General features: G+C 62.5%; 20 protein-coding genes. 1 reads left to right on the forward strand and 19 read right to left on the reverse strand.

Annotated elements, in window-relative coordinates:
* From tilS to ybgC, 11 genes are all read right to left on the reverse strand, one after another.
* On the reverse strand, window positions 1-449 hold a 449-nt coding region (gene tilS, locus FCU66_RS21560; RefSeq protein ID WP_136625444.1), incomplete at its 3' end, for a tRNA lysidine(34) synthetase TilS.
* 58 nt (window positions 450-507) lie between these two features.
* Window positions 508-1,617 (reverse strand): tol-pal system protein YbgF, encoded by a 1,110-nt coding sequence (gene ybgF, locus FCU66_RS21565; protein WP_136618413.1) that lies wholly within the window; start codon window positions 1,615-1,617, stop codon window positions 508-510.
* A gap of 222 nt (window positions 1,618-1,839) precedes the next feature.
* Window positions 1,840-2,346, reverse strand: a complete 507-nt coding sequence (gene pal / locus FCU66_RS21570; protein ID WP_109664780.1) for a peptidoglycan-associated lipoprotein Pal — start codon at window positions 2,344-2,346, stop codon at window positions 1,840-1,842.
* Window positions 2,347-2,601: 255 nt separating this feature from the next.
* A complete protein-coding gene (locus FCU66_RS21575) occupies window positions 2,602-2,979 on the reverse strand; it encodes a four helix bundle protein (protein ID WP_136618414.1) in 378 nt (125 codons plus the stop codon).
* A 32-nt stretch (window positions 2,980-3,011) separates the two neighbouring features.
* A complete protein-coding gene (tolB, locus tag FCU66_RS21580) occupies window positions 3,012-4,322 on the reverse strand; it encodes a Tol-Pal system beta propeller repeat protein TolB (RefSeq protein ID WP_136618415.1) in 1,311 nt (436 codons plus the stop codon).
* A 40-nt stretch (window positions 4,323-4,362) separates the two neighbouring features.
* A complete protein-coding gene (locus tag FCU66_RS21585) occupies window positions 4,363-5,520 on the reverse strand; it encodes an energy transducer TonB family protein (protein ID WP_136618416.1) in 1,158 nt (385 codons plus the stop codon).
* Between the two features lie 8 nt (window positions 5,521-5,528).
* A complete protein-coding gene (tolR, locus tag FCU66_RS21590) occupies window positions 5,529-5,981 on the reverse strand; it encodes a protein TolR (RefSeq protein WP_136618417.1) in 453 nt (150 codons plus the stop codon).
* A 10-nt stretch (window positions 5,982-5,991) separates the two neighbouring features.
* Window positions 5,992-6,702 carry a protein TolQ gene (gene tolQ / locus FCU66_RS21595; protein ID WP_136618418.1) on the reverse strand — a complete coding sequence of 237 codons (711 nt, stop codon included), beginning with the start codon at window positions 6,700-6,702 and terminating at the stop codon, window positions 5,992-5,994.
* Between the two features lie 260 nt (window positions 6,703-6,962).
* Window positions 6,963-7,274 carry a type II toxin-antitoxin system RelE/ParE family toxin gene (locus tag FCU66_RS21600; RefSeq protein WP_136618419.1) on the reverse strand — a complete coding sequence of 104 codons (312 nt, stop codon included), beginning with the start codon at window positions 7,272-7,274 and terminating at the stop codon, window positions 6,963-6,965.
* Entirely contained in the window at window positions 7,264-7,539 is a 276-nt protein-coding gene (locus tag FCU66_RS21605) for a type II toxin-antitoxin system ParD family antitoxin (protein ID WP_136618420.1), read from the reverse strand. Before FCU66_RS21605 ends, FCU66_RS21600 begins: the two co-directional genes overlap by 11 nt.
* 96 nt (window positions 7,540-7,635) lie before the next feature.
* Complete coding sequence (gene ybgC / locus FCU66_RS21610) at window positions 7,636-8,118, reverse strand: tol-pal system-associated acyl-CoA thioesterase (protein WP_136618421.1); 483 nt, start codon at window positions 8,116-8,118, stop codon at window positions 7,636-7,638.
* Window positions 8,119-8,174: 56 nt separating this feature from the next.
* On the opposite strand from ybgC, the gene FCU66_RS21615 reads away from it, so the two are divergent.
* Window positions 8,175-9,425 carry a glycoside hydrolase family 5 protein gene (locus FCU66_RS21615; RefSeq protein ID WP_136618422.1) on the forward strand — a complete coding sequence of 417 codons (1,251 nt, stop codon included), beginning with the start codon at window positions 8,175-8,177 and terminating at the stop codon, window positions 9,423-9,425.
* Window positions 9,426-9,514: 89 nt separating this feature from the next.
* Here FCU66_RS21615 and FCU66_RS21620 read toward each other — a convergent pair whose 3' ends face one another.
* The 8 genes from FCU66_RS21620 to FCU66_RS21655 all read right to left on the reverse strand — a co-directional run bounded on the left by FCU66_RS21620 (window position 9,515) and on the right by FCU66_RS21655 (window position 14,899).
* A complete protein-coding gene (locus FCU66_RS21620) occupies window positions 9,515-10,417 on the reverse strand; it encodes a metallophosphoesterase (RefSeq protein WP_136618423.1) in 903 nt (300 codons plus the stop codon).
* A 131-nt stretch (window positions 10,418-10,548) separates the two neighbouring features.
* Complete coding sequence (gene ruvB / locus FCU66_RS21625; protein ID WP_023811851.1) at window positions 10,549-11,586, reverse strand: Holliday junction branch migration DNA helicase RuvB; 1,038 nt, start codon at window positions 11,584-11,586, stop codon at window positions 10,549-10,551.
* Between the two features lie 43 nt (window positions 11,587-11,629).
* Complete coding sequence (gene ruvA / locus FCU66_RS21630; protein WP_136618424.1) at window positions 11,630-12,250, reverse strand: Holliday junction branch migration protein RuvA; 621 nt, start codon at window positions 12,248-12,250, stop codon at window positions 11,630-11,632.
* A 15-nt stretch (window positions 12,251-12,265) separates the two neighbouring features.
* Entirely contained in the window at window positions 12,266-12,679 is a 414-nt protein-coding gene (locus FCU66_RS21635) for a type II toxin-antitoxin system VapC family toxin (protein WP_136618425.1), read from the reverse strand.
* A gap of 2 nt (window positions 12,680-12,681) precedes the next feature.
* Window positions 12,682-12,933, reverse strand: coding sequence for an AbrB/MazE/SpoVT family DNA-binding domain-containing protein (locus FCU66_RS21640; protein WP_136618426.1), 252 nt, complete (start codon window positions 12,931-12,933; stop codon window positions 12,682-12,684).
* Between the two features lie 61 nt (window positions 12,934-12,994).
* The gene (gene ruvC / locus FCU66_RS21645; protein WP_127261669.1) at window positions 12,995-13,504 is read right to left on the reverse strand and encodes a crossover junction endodeoxyribonuclease RuvC; all 510 of its coding nucleotides are present in this window, start codon (window positions 13,502-13,504) and stop codon (window positions 12,995-12,997) included.
* Between the two features lie 76 nt (window positions 13,505-13,580).
* Window positions 13,581-14,114, reverse strand: a complete 534-nt coding sequence (gene rcdA, locus FCU66_RS21650; protein ID WP_136618427.1) for a protease adaptor protein RcdA — start codon at window positions 14,112-14,114, stop codon at window positions 13,581-13,583.
* Between the two features lie 404 nt (window positions 14,115-14,518).
* Window positions 14,519-14,899, reverse strand: coding sequence for a cbb3-type cytochrome c oxidase subunit I (locus tag FCU66_RS21655; protein WP_136618428.1), 381 nt, complete (start codon window positions 14,897-14,899; stop codon window positions 14,519-14,521).
* Window positions 14,900-14,987: the final 88 nt, after the last annotated feature.

The raw sequence follows: 14,987 nt of genomic DNA on the forward strand, positions 1-14,987 counted from the left end.
GCCATGCCGGCATGGCCTCGGCCACCATCCCGCGCGTGCCGCATCAGCACCGTCTCCGCCTGGTCGTCGGCGGTATGGCCGGTGAGGATCAGGCCGATGCCTTCCGCTTGTGCCGCCTCGGCCAGCAGCCGGTAGCGCGCCTCCCGCGCGGCGGCGGGCAGGCCGGTCGACGGCTTGGGGCCTGACCATGCCAGGATGCGGTGTGGAATTCCATATGTGGCGCACAGCTTGGCCACCGCTTGCGCCTCCGCTGCCGAACCGGGTCGCAAACCGTGGTCGATCGTCACCGCCAGCAGCTTCGTTGCCGGCGCCGTGCGGTCGAGATGATGTTTGAGAAGAAGGAGCAGGGCGGTCGAGTCGCTGCCGCCGGACACGGCCGCAACAGCGCCGCTGGTAAAATCGATATGCGAAAAAATTCTGGTCGAAAGATCAGGCTCGGTGTCGAGCATCAATGCGTGTCGCGCAAAAGTGGCCCCGGTTTTGGGACAACGACATGCATCAGAAGGGTCAGCACGCGGCCAGAGCCTTCTCCTGCTTGACGCGTTCCTTGAGCGCACTGGAAATATCAGGGTAACGCTTGCCGACCTCGCTGAAGGTGGCGCAGGCAACGTCATGCTGCTTGAGGCCGACCAGCGACACGCCGAGCTTCAGCAACATGTCGGGAGCCTTCTTGGCCTTGGGGTAGTCCTTGCTGGCGGCAAGGAAAGTCTCGGCGGCGTCGCGGTATTTCTGCTGGCCAAGCAGCGACTCGCCCAGCCAGTAATGCGCGTCCGCCGCCTTCGCATCCTTGGGGAAGCGGGCTATGTGGTCGCGAAAACCCTGTTCGGCGGTGCCGTAATCGCCCGAGAGGATGAACTGGTAGGAGTTGCGGTAGAGCTCCTCCGGGTCGTTGGTGGCGGGCAACGCCGCGATCACCGTGTCGGATTTGCCGGCCTTGGCCGGCGCGCCGGTGGCTGGCGCGGTGTCCTGCGCCGGCGCGGTCGCCTGCGTGTTTCCGCCGGCATCGATGACATTGCCGTTCTTGTCGACGGTGATGGTGCCAAATGTCTTTTCCGGCGCGCCCGTACCGGGAATGACCTTGCCGGGGTCGCCATCGGGTGATTCGACGATGACGTCCTGGACCGTCTTGCCGCCTGCCGACTGATCGTTGGCGGGCGCGGCGCCGGCATCGGCCGGCGCCTGTGTTGCCGGGGCCGCTGCCACGTCGGTGTCGGTGCCGGTGGCGGCGTCCGATTTCTTCTGTGCCGGCGGCTGTCCGCCTTGCGTGCCGCCGCCTTCAAGCTGCTGGAAGCGGAATTCGTTGTCTTCCTGCTGCTTGCGGATCTGCTCCTGCATCTGCAGGACCTGGAAATTGAGTTCCTCGATCTTGCCGTTCATCTGCCGCAGCTGCTCTTCCAGGCTGGTGACAGCGGCAGGATCGGACTGCACCATCTGGACCTGATCCGGCTTCTTCTTCTGGCCGAAAAGGCTGGGCAATTCGATGCTGGGCAGATGGAAGGAAAAGCCGCTGTCGGTTGATTGCCCTGTGCCGCTAGCCCCCAAGCCGCTAGCCAGGGCGGTGACGCCTGATAGGAGCAGCAGCGCAAGCGTGCCGCTCAGAACCGATCTCAAATGCATGTGCCTCTCGCCGTGATTTCGTTAGCTTGTTCGCGCCTTCCAATCAGAATGGGACCAGCCAAGCGCCCTCGGCTCATAGCAGGAGCCGAGACTTCGGCCAAATTTTGTTTCGGGCATCCGGATATGGAAAAGGCGGCCCTGGGGCCGCCTTTCGCATAGATATGTTGCATTTTTGCCGCTAGACCGTCGCGCGTTCTTTTGACGCGCCGGTCGGCTGATGCCTCAGGAACCGGCGCCGCTGAGCGTGGTGACCGCACGGCGGTTCTGCGACCAGCAGGAGATGTCGTCGCACACCGCGACCGGACGTTCCTTGCCGTAGGAAATGGTCTTGAGACGGCTGGCCGAGACACCCTTGGCGACGAGGAAGTCGCGGGTGGCGGCGGCGCGGCGGGCGCCGAGCGCCAGATTGTATTCACGTGTGCCGCGTTCGTCGGCATGGCCTTCGACGACGATGGCATACTGCTTGTACTGGTTCAGCCACTGCGCCTGGCGAGCCAGCGTCGTTTGCGCATCGGCACGGATCGAGGTCGAGTCCGTATCGAAGAAGATGCGGTCGCCGATATTGACGGTGAAGTCCTGCGCCGAGCCGGGTGTTGCAGCACCCGCGCCGTTAAGGCCAAGGTCAGCCGCGTTGTTCGGCGTCTTCTTCGAGGCGCAACCGGCAATGGCGAGCATCGCCACCAGCGCGATCATGACCGGGTTTCTGGTAAGTGCTGCGATACGGCCCATGCCGCCTCTCCTTCGTATTTCGAGTGATCGTATTCGAGTGATTTCGTTGATCACCCAGTAACCACGTTTGGGTTAACCGGTATTCAAGAAACACGGTTAAATTTTGGTTTAAGCTGCCCGTCCGCAGCCGTTTGGCCTGAAGCCACATTTCACGCGGACCCTAGGCGCAAATACGGCCAAAACGCGACGAGGTGATGGAAAAAGGGGAATTGAAGAGCTGAGGAATTGAAGAAATGACGAACCCGACGGGACAATTCACTTCAGCTTTTCTCTCAGATTGATCAGCATGCCGTAGACATGCGCATATGCTTGCAGCCACTCGTCGCATTGCGCTCGGCCGATGTATTCCAGGTCGAACGCGTACGAAATCCACGTCTCCACCTCACTGCATGACCCCATGGCCATCGAAATGAACCGTGCAAATTCCGGCTTGGAGTGGCTCTGTTTGGCAAATCCCTCAGCCAAATTGGCGCAGATTCCCTTGCTGGAACGACGCAACTGATCGGCCAGTGCGTATTGCTCAATCTTCGGGAAAGCGAGCGTAGCTTTATGTACGTCAAGAGAAACCGCATAAGTGCGCTTATAGACTTCTAGATCCTTCGCACGCTTAATATAATTCCCCGGTTTCTCCATCTCTTCAATTCTTCATTTCTCCAATTCGTCTCTTACTCCAGCAGCGGCGACCAGGCCGGGTCCGAAGCGAAATTCGCCGTCGGGATCGATTGCTCGTTGCGTCCGGTAAGATCGACCGAAACCAGTTTGGGGCCCCCGGCGGAATCGCGGAAGAACATCAGCACGCGGCCGTTCGGCGCCCAGGTCGGTCCCTCCTGCTGGAAGCCGGATGACAGGATGCGCTCGCCCGAACCATCGGTCTTCATGACGCCGATCTGGAATTCGCCGCCTGTCTGCTTGGTGAAGGCGATGAGGTCGCCGCGCGGCGACCACACCGGCGTCGAATAGACGCCGTCGCCGAAGGAGATGCGGGTCTGGCCCGAGCCGTCGGCGCCCATCACGTAGATCTGCGCGCGGCCGCCACGGTCGGAGGTGAACACCACCTTGCTGCCGTCGGGCGAATAGGACGGCGAGGTGTCGATGGCGGTCGAATTGGTCAACCGCGTCGTCGAGCGGCTGCGCAGATCCATGGCGAAGATGTTGGAATTGCCGTCGTCGCGCAGCAGGCTCATGATCACCTTCTGGCCGTCGGGCGAAAAGCGCGGCGCAAAGGTCATGCCGGGGAAATTGCCGACCAGTTCGCGCTGGCCGGTCTCGATCTGCAAGAGGTAGACCCGCGGCTGGCCGCTTTCATAGGACATGTAGGTGATTTCCTGCCGGTTCGGCGAGAAACGCGGCGTCAGCACGATCGACCTGCCGTCCGAGAGATAGCGGACGTTGGCGCCGTCCTGATCCATGATGGCGAGCCGCTTCTTGCGCGCGTTCTTGGCGCCGGATTCGTCGATGAAGACGACGCGGGTGTCGAAATAGCCCTTTTCGCCGGTCAACCGCTCATAGATGGCATCGGCGATGATGTGGGCGACGCGGCGCTGATTGGCGTCGTTGGCGAAGAACTGCTCGCCGGACATCTGCTGGCCGGCAAAGGTATCCCACAGCCGGTATTGGGCGCGGATGCGGCCGTCGGCTTCCTTGCTGACGCTGCCGGTGACCAGCGCCTGCGCGTTGATCACCTTCCAGTCGTCGAAGCGCGGGGCTGCATCGGGGTTGGTGATCTTCTCGATAAAGGCGCTCTTGTCGATCGGCGCGAACAGGCCCGAACGCTTCAGGTCGGCGGTGACGATCTGCGAAATCTGGGCACCAAGCGCGTCGCCGCCCTGGAAATCCGTGATGGCGATCGGCAGCGGCTCGACATTACCCTTGTTGACGTTGAGCTCGACGAGCGCCAGCGCCGGCAACGTGCCGGCCGCGGTCATGCCCATCGCCATTGCTGCGACCATCAGGAGCGGCTTGAGGATTGATTTCATGTCTTCTCGCTTCTCATACTGATTTTCGGATACTCAGGCTCTAGAGGCCGAGCATCTCCCTTGGATCGAAGGTGACGCGGACGTCGGCCCAGATGTCCTGCTTGCCGGCCGGAACCTGCAGGCCGGTGACATCGCATTTTTGCACCGCGCGAACGGCACTTTCGTCGAACTGACGGTTTCCGCTCGACTTCTCGACCGCCGGGCGCCCGTCCAGCTTGCCGGAGGCATCCAGGTTGAACCGCACCACGACGACGAAATTCTCGGAACCTTCAAGGCCGACAGGAAGCGTCCAGCAGCCGCCAAGCTGGCTTTCCAGGGCGCCCATTTCGGACCTGGAAAGCTTCTGGCCCTGATCCTTGTCGCCGCCAAGCGATGCTTGCTGGGTCGAGCGCTTGGCGCCGCCGCCGGATGGCTTCTGCTTGTCGAGGAGAGCGGAGATCTCGTCGGCGTTGAATTGCTTGTCGTCGGACTTCGGCTTCGACGACGCTTCCTTGACCGGCTTGTCGGCATCCTTGCGCTCCGGCGCCTTGGCGCTCTCGGCCTGAGCCGGCTGCGGCTTCGGCCGCGCTTCCGGCGCGGGCGCCGAGTCCGGCAACTGCGTCGCCTCGGCGGGCGGCTCCTGCGCTATGGCCTCGGCCACGGCATCTGGTTTGACCTCGGGCGTCGGATCGATGGCGGCGGTCTTGTCCTGCGGCGGCGGGGTCGGCGCCGGCTTGGCCGGTGTCGGTTTGGGCTCGGTCTGCTTGACCGGCTCTGGCTTGACCTCTTCCTTGGGCGTCGGCGCCGGCGCCACTTCGGTTGCCGGAATAGGCTTCGGCTTTTCCTGCGGCTTCGGCACGTCCTCGGGCTTCGGCTTCTCGATCGGGGTCGGCGCGGGCGGCGGAGCCGAGGTCATGTCGACGGGCTTTGGCTTGGCTTCCGGCGTTATCGGCTTGTCGGTATCGGCGCTGTTCTCGCCGACCTTCTGCGCATCCGGCACGATGTCCGGGCGCTGCGTCGGCACAGGTGCCGGCTTTTCATGCATCACGGCCTTCTTGTCGCCCTGCAGCGTCTGCGCAATGGCTTCCATCGGCACGATGTCGACCGCGACCGACTCGACGTCGGAGGACGGAAGCGCGGCCGGCGCCGTCAGCGTGAACAGGCCGAAGGTCAGCGCCGCCGCATGCAAGATCACCGATGTGGTGAGGCCGGTCTTCATCTTCTTGTCTACTGATCCTGTTCCTGCAGCGAAACGAGGCCGATATTCTTGTAGCCGGCGGCCGAAATGTGGGCCATCACCTTCATCGCCGTGCCATAGTCGGTGGACTTGTCGCCGCGGATGAAGATGCGCTCTTCATAACCGGTCTTCGAGATTGCCTGCAGCTTGGCCACCAGCTCCTCGATCGGGATCTCGGTTTCCTGCAGATAGATCTGGCCAGCGGCGTTGATCGAGACGGTGATCGGCTGCGTGTCGGCATTCATAGCCTTGGCCTGCGTGTCCGGCAGGTCGATCGGCACGCCGACCGTCAGCATCGGTGCCGCGACCATGAAGATGATCAGCAGCACCAGCATCACGTCGACCATCGGCGTGACGTTGATCTCGGACATCAGTGCATGGTGACGGCCGCGCCGCCTGTGGCCGCGCCCGCCGCGTCCTCCCATGCCCATGGACATACCCATCTGCTACTCCTCAGGCCTTGGGGGCCACTTTTTCATCGATTTGGCGCGAGAGTATGGCGGAGAACTCGTCGGAGAACCCTTCCATGCGCACGGCTATCTTGCTCGCGTCGGACGACAGCTTGTTGTAGGCGATGACGGCGGGAATGGCGGCGAGCAGGCCGATGGCCGTCGCCAGCAGCGCTTCGGCGATGCCGGGCGCAACCACCGCGAGACTGGTGTTCTTGGACCCGGCGATCGCCTGGAACGACGTCATGATGCCGATGACGGTGCCGAACAGGCCGATGAAGGGTGCCGCCGAGCCGGTGGTGGCGAGGAAGCCGAGGCGGCCCTCGAGCTTCTCCATTTCGCGGGTCAGCGCCAGGTCCATCGCCTTGTCGATGCGGGTCTGCAGGCCGAGCGGCGTTTTCGCGCCCTTCTCGAAGCTCTTCTTCCACTCGCGCATCGCAGCCACGAAAATGGCGCCCATGCCGGTGGTCTTGCGGTCGGCAAGCGTACGGTAAAGCTCCTCCAGCGACTGCCCCGACCAGAACACCTGCTCGAACCGGTTGAGCGCCAGCCGCATGCGGGCGTAGGTAACCAGCTTGTCGACGATGATCGCCCAGGTCCAGACCGAGGCGCAGAGCAGGCCGATCATGACCAGCTTGACCACCCAGCTGGCCGAAATGAACAGCGACCAAACCGACAATTGCGCGCCCGGGTCGGCGAGTGCGATATTTTCCATCGTTACGTCCTTAAGATTTTCCGGGCGAAGCTGGCGGCTGGCCCCTGGCATCCCTTGTGGTCGGTTCGCACGAAGCTACCGGAACAACCCCAAACTGTGCCGTTCTCGGCCTTTTCGGGGCAAATATTGGTGAAAGGAAGGCGCTCCGATAACGCCAATCTTCACCAATCTCTTCATGAACCGTTATGGTTAAGGATGGGTTAGTATATAAGGCGCGGCGCATTGCCACGCCTGGTGGCGGACCGATGCGCTTCCACAGGCTAGGAGTCCGTCTCGTCCACGTGGTGAGGGTAGTCCTGCCCGCCATAGAGAACACGCAGGATGAGCACCTGCTCTCCGTCGACCCGGAACAGGATCGACGCGCGCCGTTCAAAGCCAACGACCCGGATCCCGGGTCCGATGGCGTCGCGAACGGAGCCGCGTTCCGGAAACGTCGACAGCGCCATGCACGCCGCCTCAATGCGGTCGATATAGCCACCGGCGCGCGCGGCACCGTTTTCCTTTTCGATGTAATTGTAAATGGCAAAGAGGTCGGACCGCGCCGAGGGTCTGAAAACGACCTTATGCGTCACGCTTGGCGATCTTCATGCGGTCTGCATGGTGCTCGCGCAATGCCTTGAACACGTCCTCGGCCGGGATATCCGGGCGAGGATCGTCGAGAGCTTCCTGCACTTTGGCTCGCATGATGGCGGTGATGACCTGCTCCTCGCGGTCAAGGGCGCGAAGCGCGGCACGCATGACTTCGCTCGCGGAATCATACGCTCCCGACGCCAGGCGGGCGTCCAGGCTGTTCTGCTGGCGTCCGAGCGTCACGCTTATTGGTTTGCTGGTTCTCATGGCGAATGTCTTCCTTGTCCTACCCCTGTAGCACAATGTATGACACTGTCATACTATTTTCTGACGCGCGCAAGCTCCGCTGCCGGGCAAATCCGTTCAATCAGCCGAAGCAGGAGACTTGGGCATGAACGCCGCCACCCACTCCCTGGGAAAGCGCCTTGGGCGGCCATTCTCGCCGATGATCGCCGCCTCGACCTTGGCCTCGACCAGCACCTCGTCGCCGCGCTTGAGCTGCTGCGCCATGAAGATGCGCGCGCCGGAAATATCCTCGGTGCGGGTGTCGACCGTCAGGATGTCGTCGATGCGGGCCGGGCCGCGAAAGTCGATCTCCATGCGGCGCACCACCCAGACTATTCTTTCGCCATGCTTGCCGTCGGCGAGCTCGGTGTGGTGCACGCCGGTGAGCCTCAGATAGTCGGAGCGGCCGCGTTCGAAGAATTCGAGATAGCGTGCATGGTAGACGACGCCTGAGAAATCGGTGTCGGCGTAGTAGACCCGCGCCATCAGCCGGTGGCCGAACGCCGTCAGCGCGCCGGAAAGCCCGGCCAGCAGCGTCGCCGATTCACCATGATCGCCCATTGCGCTTCCTTTTTCAGCCCCGACGGGGCACCTGTTCCCGCGTGACACAGCATCGGATGGCACTGTTGGCGGCGATGATCAAGACCTTGACGGCGGCGCTGCTCGTGCTGGCGGCTCTGGCACTGCCAAGCCAGGCGGCGAGCTTCTCGATGAAGCGCGGTCTCAACCTGGACCAGTGGGTCACGTGGCCGGGCGAGGACCAATGGGGCGACGCCAAGGCCATCCTGCCCTATCCGGAATGGCGGAAATTTCTTGGGGAGGACGACCTCAAGGCACTGAAGGACGCGGGCTTCGATTTCCTGCGCATGCCGGTCGACCCCTCGCCCTTCCTGTCCGCCCAGGCCGTGGCGTTGCGCGACGATCTCTATGCCAGCGTGCTGGACTCGGTGCACATGATCAACCGCGCCGGGCTGAAGGTGGTCGTCGACATGCACCTGATCCCGGCCGGCGGCAGCCGCAAAATCGGCATGGCGCAAGTGATGGACGACCCGCGGACCTTCGACGCCTATGTCGAGATGGTGCGCAGGATGGCCCGCATGCTGGCGAGTGAAGATCCCGCCCAAGTGGCTTTCGAGCCGATGAACGAGCCGATCGTCGATTGCGACAGCGACGGCACCAGCCTGTGGCCGGACCGCCAGCGCAAACTGTTCGCCACGGCGCGATCCTCGGCGACGAAACTGACCCTGGTGCTGACCGGCGCCTGCTATTCCGCCGCGAGCTCGCTGGAGAAGATCGACCCGAAGACGATCCCGGACGATAACGTCATCTGGACCTTCCATTCCTATGATCCGTTCCTGCTCACCCATCAGGACGCGACCTGGGCCGGCGACTTCATCCCCTATGTGACAGGCCTGCCCTATCCCCTGACCGCGGTGCCGCGGGCACAGCTCGACATGACGCTCGACACCATCCGCGCCAGGATCAAGGCCGAGGCGCCGTGGACACGGCAGAGCGGCCTGCTTGCCTATCTCGATGAACAGGTTGCCAGCATGGACAGCCCCGACAGACTGCTCGGCTTGATGGATACGCCGTTCAAAAAGGTCGAGGCGTGGGCGAAGGCCAACGGCGTGAAGCCGGAAAACATCACGCTGGGCGAGTTCGGCATGATCCGCCAGGAATACGGCAACGCCTATGTGATGCCTGCGGAATACCGGGCAGCCTATGTCAGGGACATGATCGCGCGCGCCGAAGCGCATGGCTTCTCATGGTCGGTGTGGAGCTATGGCGGCGCCTTCGGCATCGTCGATGCCTTCAACGGCGACAAGGCCGAGCCGGATGTGATGGATGTGATCAAGTCGCTTCACTGAGGCGATCTGGATCTTGTTGGAGCATGATCTCCGGACAAACGGAAACCGTTTGTCCGAGAAAACCGGTTTCCACTTTTCGGGATCATGCTCTAGCCAAGGTCGATCGACAGGATTTCCGGGCGCATTCCAAAACGCACCGGCAATATGCTGAAACCGAGCCCGCCAGAGACGATCAGATTGCGGTCGTTCTCGACGACATGGCCATAGGCGTAGCGATTGCCGAAACGCGACGGCACGACAGGCGAATAGCCGAACAGCCGAATTTGTCCGCCATGGGTGTGGCCGGACAGGGTCAGCGAGACCCGCCACGGCACCTTCGGAAAGATGTCGGGCTCATGCGCGAGCAGGATGACGGGCGCGCCGTCGCTCGCCTTGGCAAGCGTGCCATCGAGATCGTCCAGGCCTTTGAAGCCGGTACGACCCCGGACTTTGCTCGGCCGCAAGGCCAGCTGGTCGGCAAGCCCGGCAATCCAGAAGCCGTGACCATCCTTTTCCAGGCGCACGACATCGTTTTCCAGCACCGGGATGCCGACGCCCTCGAGCGCCTTGCGCGCCACGGTCGGCCCGGCCCCGGCCGCTTGGGCGGCACGATCGTGCCACCAGTCGTGATTGCCGAGGATCGACAAGACGCCGAGCGGCGCCTTCAGCCGTGACAGAGCCGAGGCCCAGTCAGACGCGGACACGTCGGCCGTCACCAAGCGCATTCCGTCGACATAGTCGCCGAGGAGCACGATCAGGTCCGGCTGAAGAGCGTTCGCCCGTTCAACCAGCGAAACGATCCGCTCCGGCGTCATCCACGGACGGCAGGCATGGATGTCGGCGAGCGCGACGACGCGCAGCTTGAGACCCACCGGCCAGTGCGGCGGCGCCAGGGAATAGGGCTTCACATGCGTCAGCAGCATCGGCTCGATGCCGACCGCATAGGCGCTAAGCGCCGCCATCGACAGGAACGACCCGCCGATGAGGCGCAGGAAACCTCGTCTGGTGATCATCGGTCAGCCCCAGCCCTTGGGATGGCAATTGAATCAAGCAAGGCTTGCCTTAAAGCCGGCAATTGCGCCTTCACCTTGGCCGAGGCGAGCAGTTTTTGCGCAGGCAAGCCGTTCCGAAGAACAAATGTCCGTTACTCCTCCTGGAACAGGTTGATCTGCTGCTGCGCCAGATCCTTCGGCGCGTCGAGGCCGAGATGGCGCCAGGCATTGGCCGTCAGCATGCGGCCGCGCGGCGTGCGCTGGATGAAGCCCTGCTGGATCAGATAGGGCTCGATGATGTCCTCGATGGCGTCGCGCGGTTCGGACAGGCCGGCGGCGATCGTCTCGATGCCGACCGGGCCGCCGCCGAAATTGCGCGCGATCATCGACAGGTACCGCCTGTCGAGCGCGTCGAGGCCGAGCGCATCGACCTCCAGCCGGGTCAAGGCCTCGTCGGCGATCTTGCGGTCGACATGGCCGTCGCCGGCCACCGAGGCGAAATCGCGCACGCGGCGCAGCAGCCGGCCGGCGATGCGCGGCGTGCCGCGCGCACGCCGCGCGATCTCCAGCGCGCCATCGTCGCCGAGCGGCATTTGCAGGATGCGGGCACCGCGCCGCACGATCTGCTCCAGCTCCTCGACCGTGTAGAAATTGAGCCGCACCGGAATGCCGAAACGGTCTCGCAGCGGATTGGTCAGCAAGCCAAGCCGCGTGGTGGCGGCGACCAGAGTGAAACGGGCGAGGTCGATCTTGACCGAGCGCGCCGCCGGTCCCTCGCCGATGATCAGGTCGAGCTGGAAATCCTCCATCGCCGGATAGAGGATTTCCTCCACAGCCGGGCTCAGCCGGTGGATCTCGTCGATGAACAGCACGTCGCCTTCCTCGAGATTGGTCAGCAGCGCGGCAAGATCGCCGGCCTTGGCGATGACCGGGCCGGAGGTTGAGCGGAAATTGACGCCGAGTTCTCGCGCCATGATCTGCGCCAGCGTCGTCTTGCCGAGGCCGGGCGGTCCGACGAACAGCACATGGTCGAGTGCCTCGTTGCGGCCCTTGGCGGCCTCGATGAACACTTTGAGATTGGCCCGCACCGCCGCCTGGCCGACAAAATCGTCAAGCGTCTGCGGCCGCAAGGTCTGCTCGGCATCCTCGCCGCGTTTTTCCGGCGCAATCAGGCGGGGCGACAGGCTCATGTCGCCTTCCTTGCATACGGCAAGGAGCTGAACAAGCGACGGCTCACCGCGCCAGTTCCTTCAACCCGAAGCGGATCAATTTCGGCGCATCCGCATCCTCGCCCGCCGTCTTCAGCGCCGCAGCCACCGCATTGGCGGCCGTGTCGCGCGAATAGCCGAGATTGACCAGCGCCGAGACGGCATCGGTGATCGGCGCGGACGCCACGCCGTCGCCGAGTTCCTGCTTCAGGCCGATGGTGCCCGAGGCGGTTCCGGCATAGGCCGGCGCCTTGTTCTTCAACTCGGTGACGATGCGCTCGGCCACCTTCTTGCCGACGCCGGGCGCGCGCGAAACCATGGCGATGTCGCGTAGTGCGATCGCATTGGCGAGGTCGGCCGGCGCCAGCGTCGACAGGATCGCCAGCGCCACCTTGGCGCCGACGCCCGGCACATTGTTCATCAGTAACCGGAACCACTCACGCTCCAGCACCGAGTGGAAGCCGTACAGCCGCAGCATGTCCTCGCGCACATAGGTCTCGATGAACAGCAACACTGCCTCGCCGGGCGAAGGCAGCGCGGCCAGCGTGCGCGCCGAGCAATAGGCGACATAGCCGACGCCATGGATATCGACGAGGCAATGATCCTCGTCGACCTCGTCGAGCGTGCCCTTGAGCTTGCCGATCATTGGACGCAGCCCTCGCTAAGGATGAGTATCGGGCGTAATGAGCTCGACATCTGGAAAGTACTTTCTGAAACCCGCAGGATCGCGAGTAAGAATGGGGTACCCTCGGATGGCAGCGTGGGCACCTATCAGGAAGTCGGGCATCACCTGCTCTCGAGATCCGCCAAGCCGCCGATAGACCGAAAACGCTCTCGACGCCGCAAAGGCCGCCTCGAATGGGAGCCCTTCGCGCCGGAACTCATCTTCGGGCAAGGCATCATCTACATCATCTATCGCCTCATAGCGCATCGAAAACTCGGCGTAGATAATCTGATTGATGACTAGGCTGCCTTTCTCAAGGGCAGCCGCCATTTTCGACCGCGACCATTTCGACCAGACGGGGTCGCGAACGGCGATATCAACAAGCACATTGGTGTCGACAAGTGTCGCCAAGATCAGCGATCCCGAGTCAAAGCCATGACATCGTCAGCATTCATTGTCTGATCGCCGCTGCCTTCAAGCCGATCAAGCGCAGCGAGAAAACGATCGAGTCTTTCGCGATCCGCCAGCCGTCCCCTGTCATGCCTGGGCGTAATCGTGATCTTGCCCCCTTCAATGCCGAAGATAACTTCGCTGTTAGCACCAATCCCGAATGTCTCCCGGAGATCCCTCGGGATCGTCACTTGGCCTTTGCTCGTTACACGCATGGAAGATACCTTTCTTACAAGTAAGGAATATTCCAACTACGTGAACAAGTCAAGAACATTGCTACCCGGCCAGCGCCATCCTGTAAGCCACGCTCTGCCGGTGATGCGCGTGGCAGATGGCGATGGCCAGTGCGTCGGCGGCATGTTCGGTATCGAAAATGGCTTTCGGCAACAGCACCTTCACCATCATGTGGATCTGCTTCTTGTCGCCATGGCCGACGCCGATCACCGCCTTCTTGACCGCGTTGGGCGCATATTCGGCAACGACCAGGCCCGCACGCGCCGGCACCAGCATGGCGATGCCACGTGCCTGGCCGAGCTTCAGCGTCGCCACGGCGTCCTTGTTGACGAAGGTCTGTTCGACGGCTGCCTCGTGCGGCATGGCGCTGTGCAGGATCTCGGCCAGCCCGTCATGCAATTGGCACAGCCGCGTCGCCAGTGCCGCCTTGTCGTCGGACTTCACCGTGCCGGAAGCAATGAAGCGCAGCGAATTGCCGAGGCTTTCTACGATGCCCCAGCCGGTGCGCCGAAGCCCCGGATCGATACCAATGATGCGAATCGCTTCCGCCATTTGCCGACTTTACCTCCGGCGTACAGCGATGCCAGCGAAATGTGAACAAACCGGAAACAGAAAGGCGGACCGAGGTTTAACCCCGAGCGAAAGCCGTGTTCAGCAGGCTGATCTGGTCGGAAACCGGATTGGAGCGACGGGCCATCGGTTGCATATCGACCACGGCGCCGGAGCCATAGATCTCCTCGTCCATGCGGCGCACCAGTGCCTGCAGGCGCAGCGAGCGGGTGACGAGGTCGAGAAAATCCTCGGGCAGTTCGGCCCAGCCGGCGGCTTCGTCATGGGCGGAAGCGGTGTCGAGACGCACCTTGGACTTTTCCGATGCGACCTGGTCGCGGGTCATCTCGCCGGAATTGGCGGCGCGCTGCAAAAGCAGCCAGGAGGCAACCTGCATCAGCCTGGTGGTCAGCCGCATCGATTCGGCGGCATAGAACGTTGCCGCCAGCCTGGACAGTTTCTTCGCCTCGGCCCGGCCCTTGCCGTCGAGATATTCCGCCGCCTGTTCGACCAGGCCCATACCTTCCTGGTAAAGCGGCTTGAAGGATTGCGAGAAAACCCGGCGCTCCGCCAGCTTGACGGTTTTCGCACTGCCCTTCGAAAGCTCGTTCATTGATACGCCCCTGCACTTGCAACCGGCTGATTCGGCTCCCTGCCGATACACCCGGAACCCTATCTGACTGAAGCTTGAAAATGCGCTTCGTCACCGGTGAAGGCAAGCACATGTTTAACAGAAGGTTAACGCCGAGCGGCTGTCGGGATGCCCCCTGAAAATGCGGACAAAAAGAGAAATGCGGACAAAAAAAGAGCCGCGGATAAGGCGGCTCTCAGGAGTTTAACAGGGAGGCGTCAAACAAAGTGGCTCCAACCACTCGGTAAGAATCCAGATCACTGGATGAACATAGTAAACACCTGTAAAGCTTAATGAAGCCTTAACGGCGGGTATGTTTTTTGACCGAACGTCGCCGTCCTGTGCCGTAACAGCACAGAACGAACTTCGTTTCAGAGCCTCTCAGCTCAGGCCGTCTTCCAGACGGCGGGCAGGGCGATGAAAGCAAACAGCAGCAAGGCTGCGTAGAAGCCCATCGAAGAAGCCGCCACCAGCGGTTCGATCGCGGCATTGCCGGCAAGCAGGAAATAGAGACCGATCAGCAGGCCGATGCCGCTGACCGCCGTCAGCCAGAAATGAACGGTGGCGAGCGTCTTTTGCCCGATTGCCGGAAACAGATGGTAGAAGAAGGCGAAGACCGCCGACATCAGCCATCCGGCCACCATCGTGTGGGCGTGAGTCGGCATCTGGCCGTGATCCTGGCTGATCGCCATGTACAGGCCGAGCGCCATGCCGCACAACGCATAGATGATCGCCAGCGTGAAGAAATTCCGTGCTACCCCTTGCATAAATGTCCCCTCGAATTGCCTTTTCCCGTTTGCGGGAATGGGTTGATCGTCAGGCGACTGTTGTCGCCACCGGGCTCCCGGCGTTAGC

The sequence above is a fragment of the Mesorhizobium norvegicum genome (genome assembly GCF_004919685.1).
Classification (GTDB): Bacteria; Pseudomonadota; Alphaproteobacteria; order Rhizobiales; family Rhizobiaceae; genus Mesorhizobium; species Mesorhizobium norvegicum.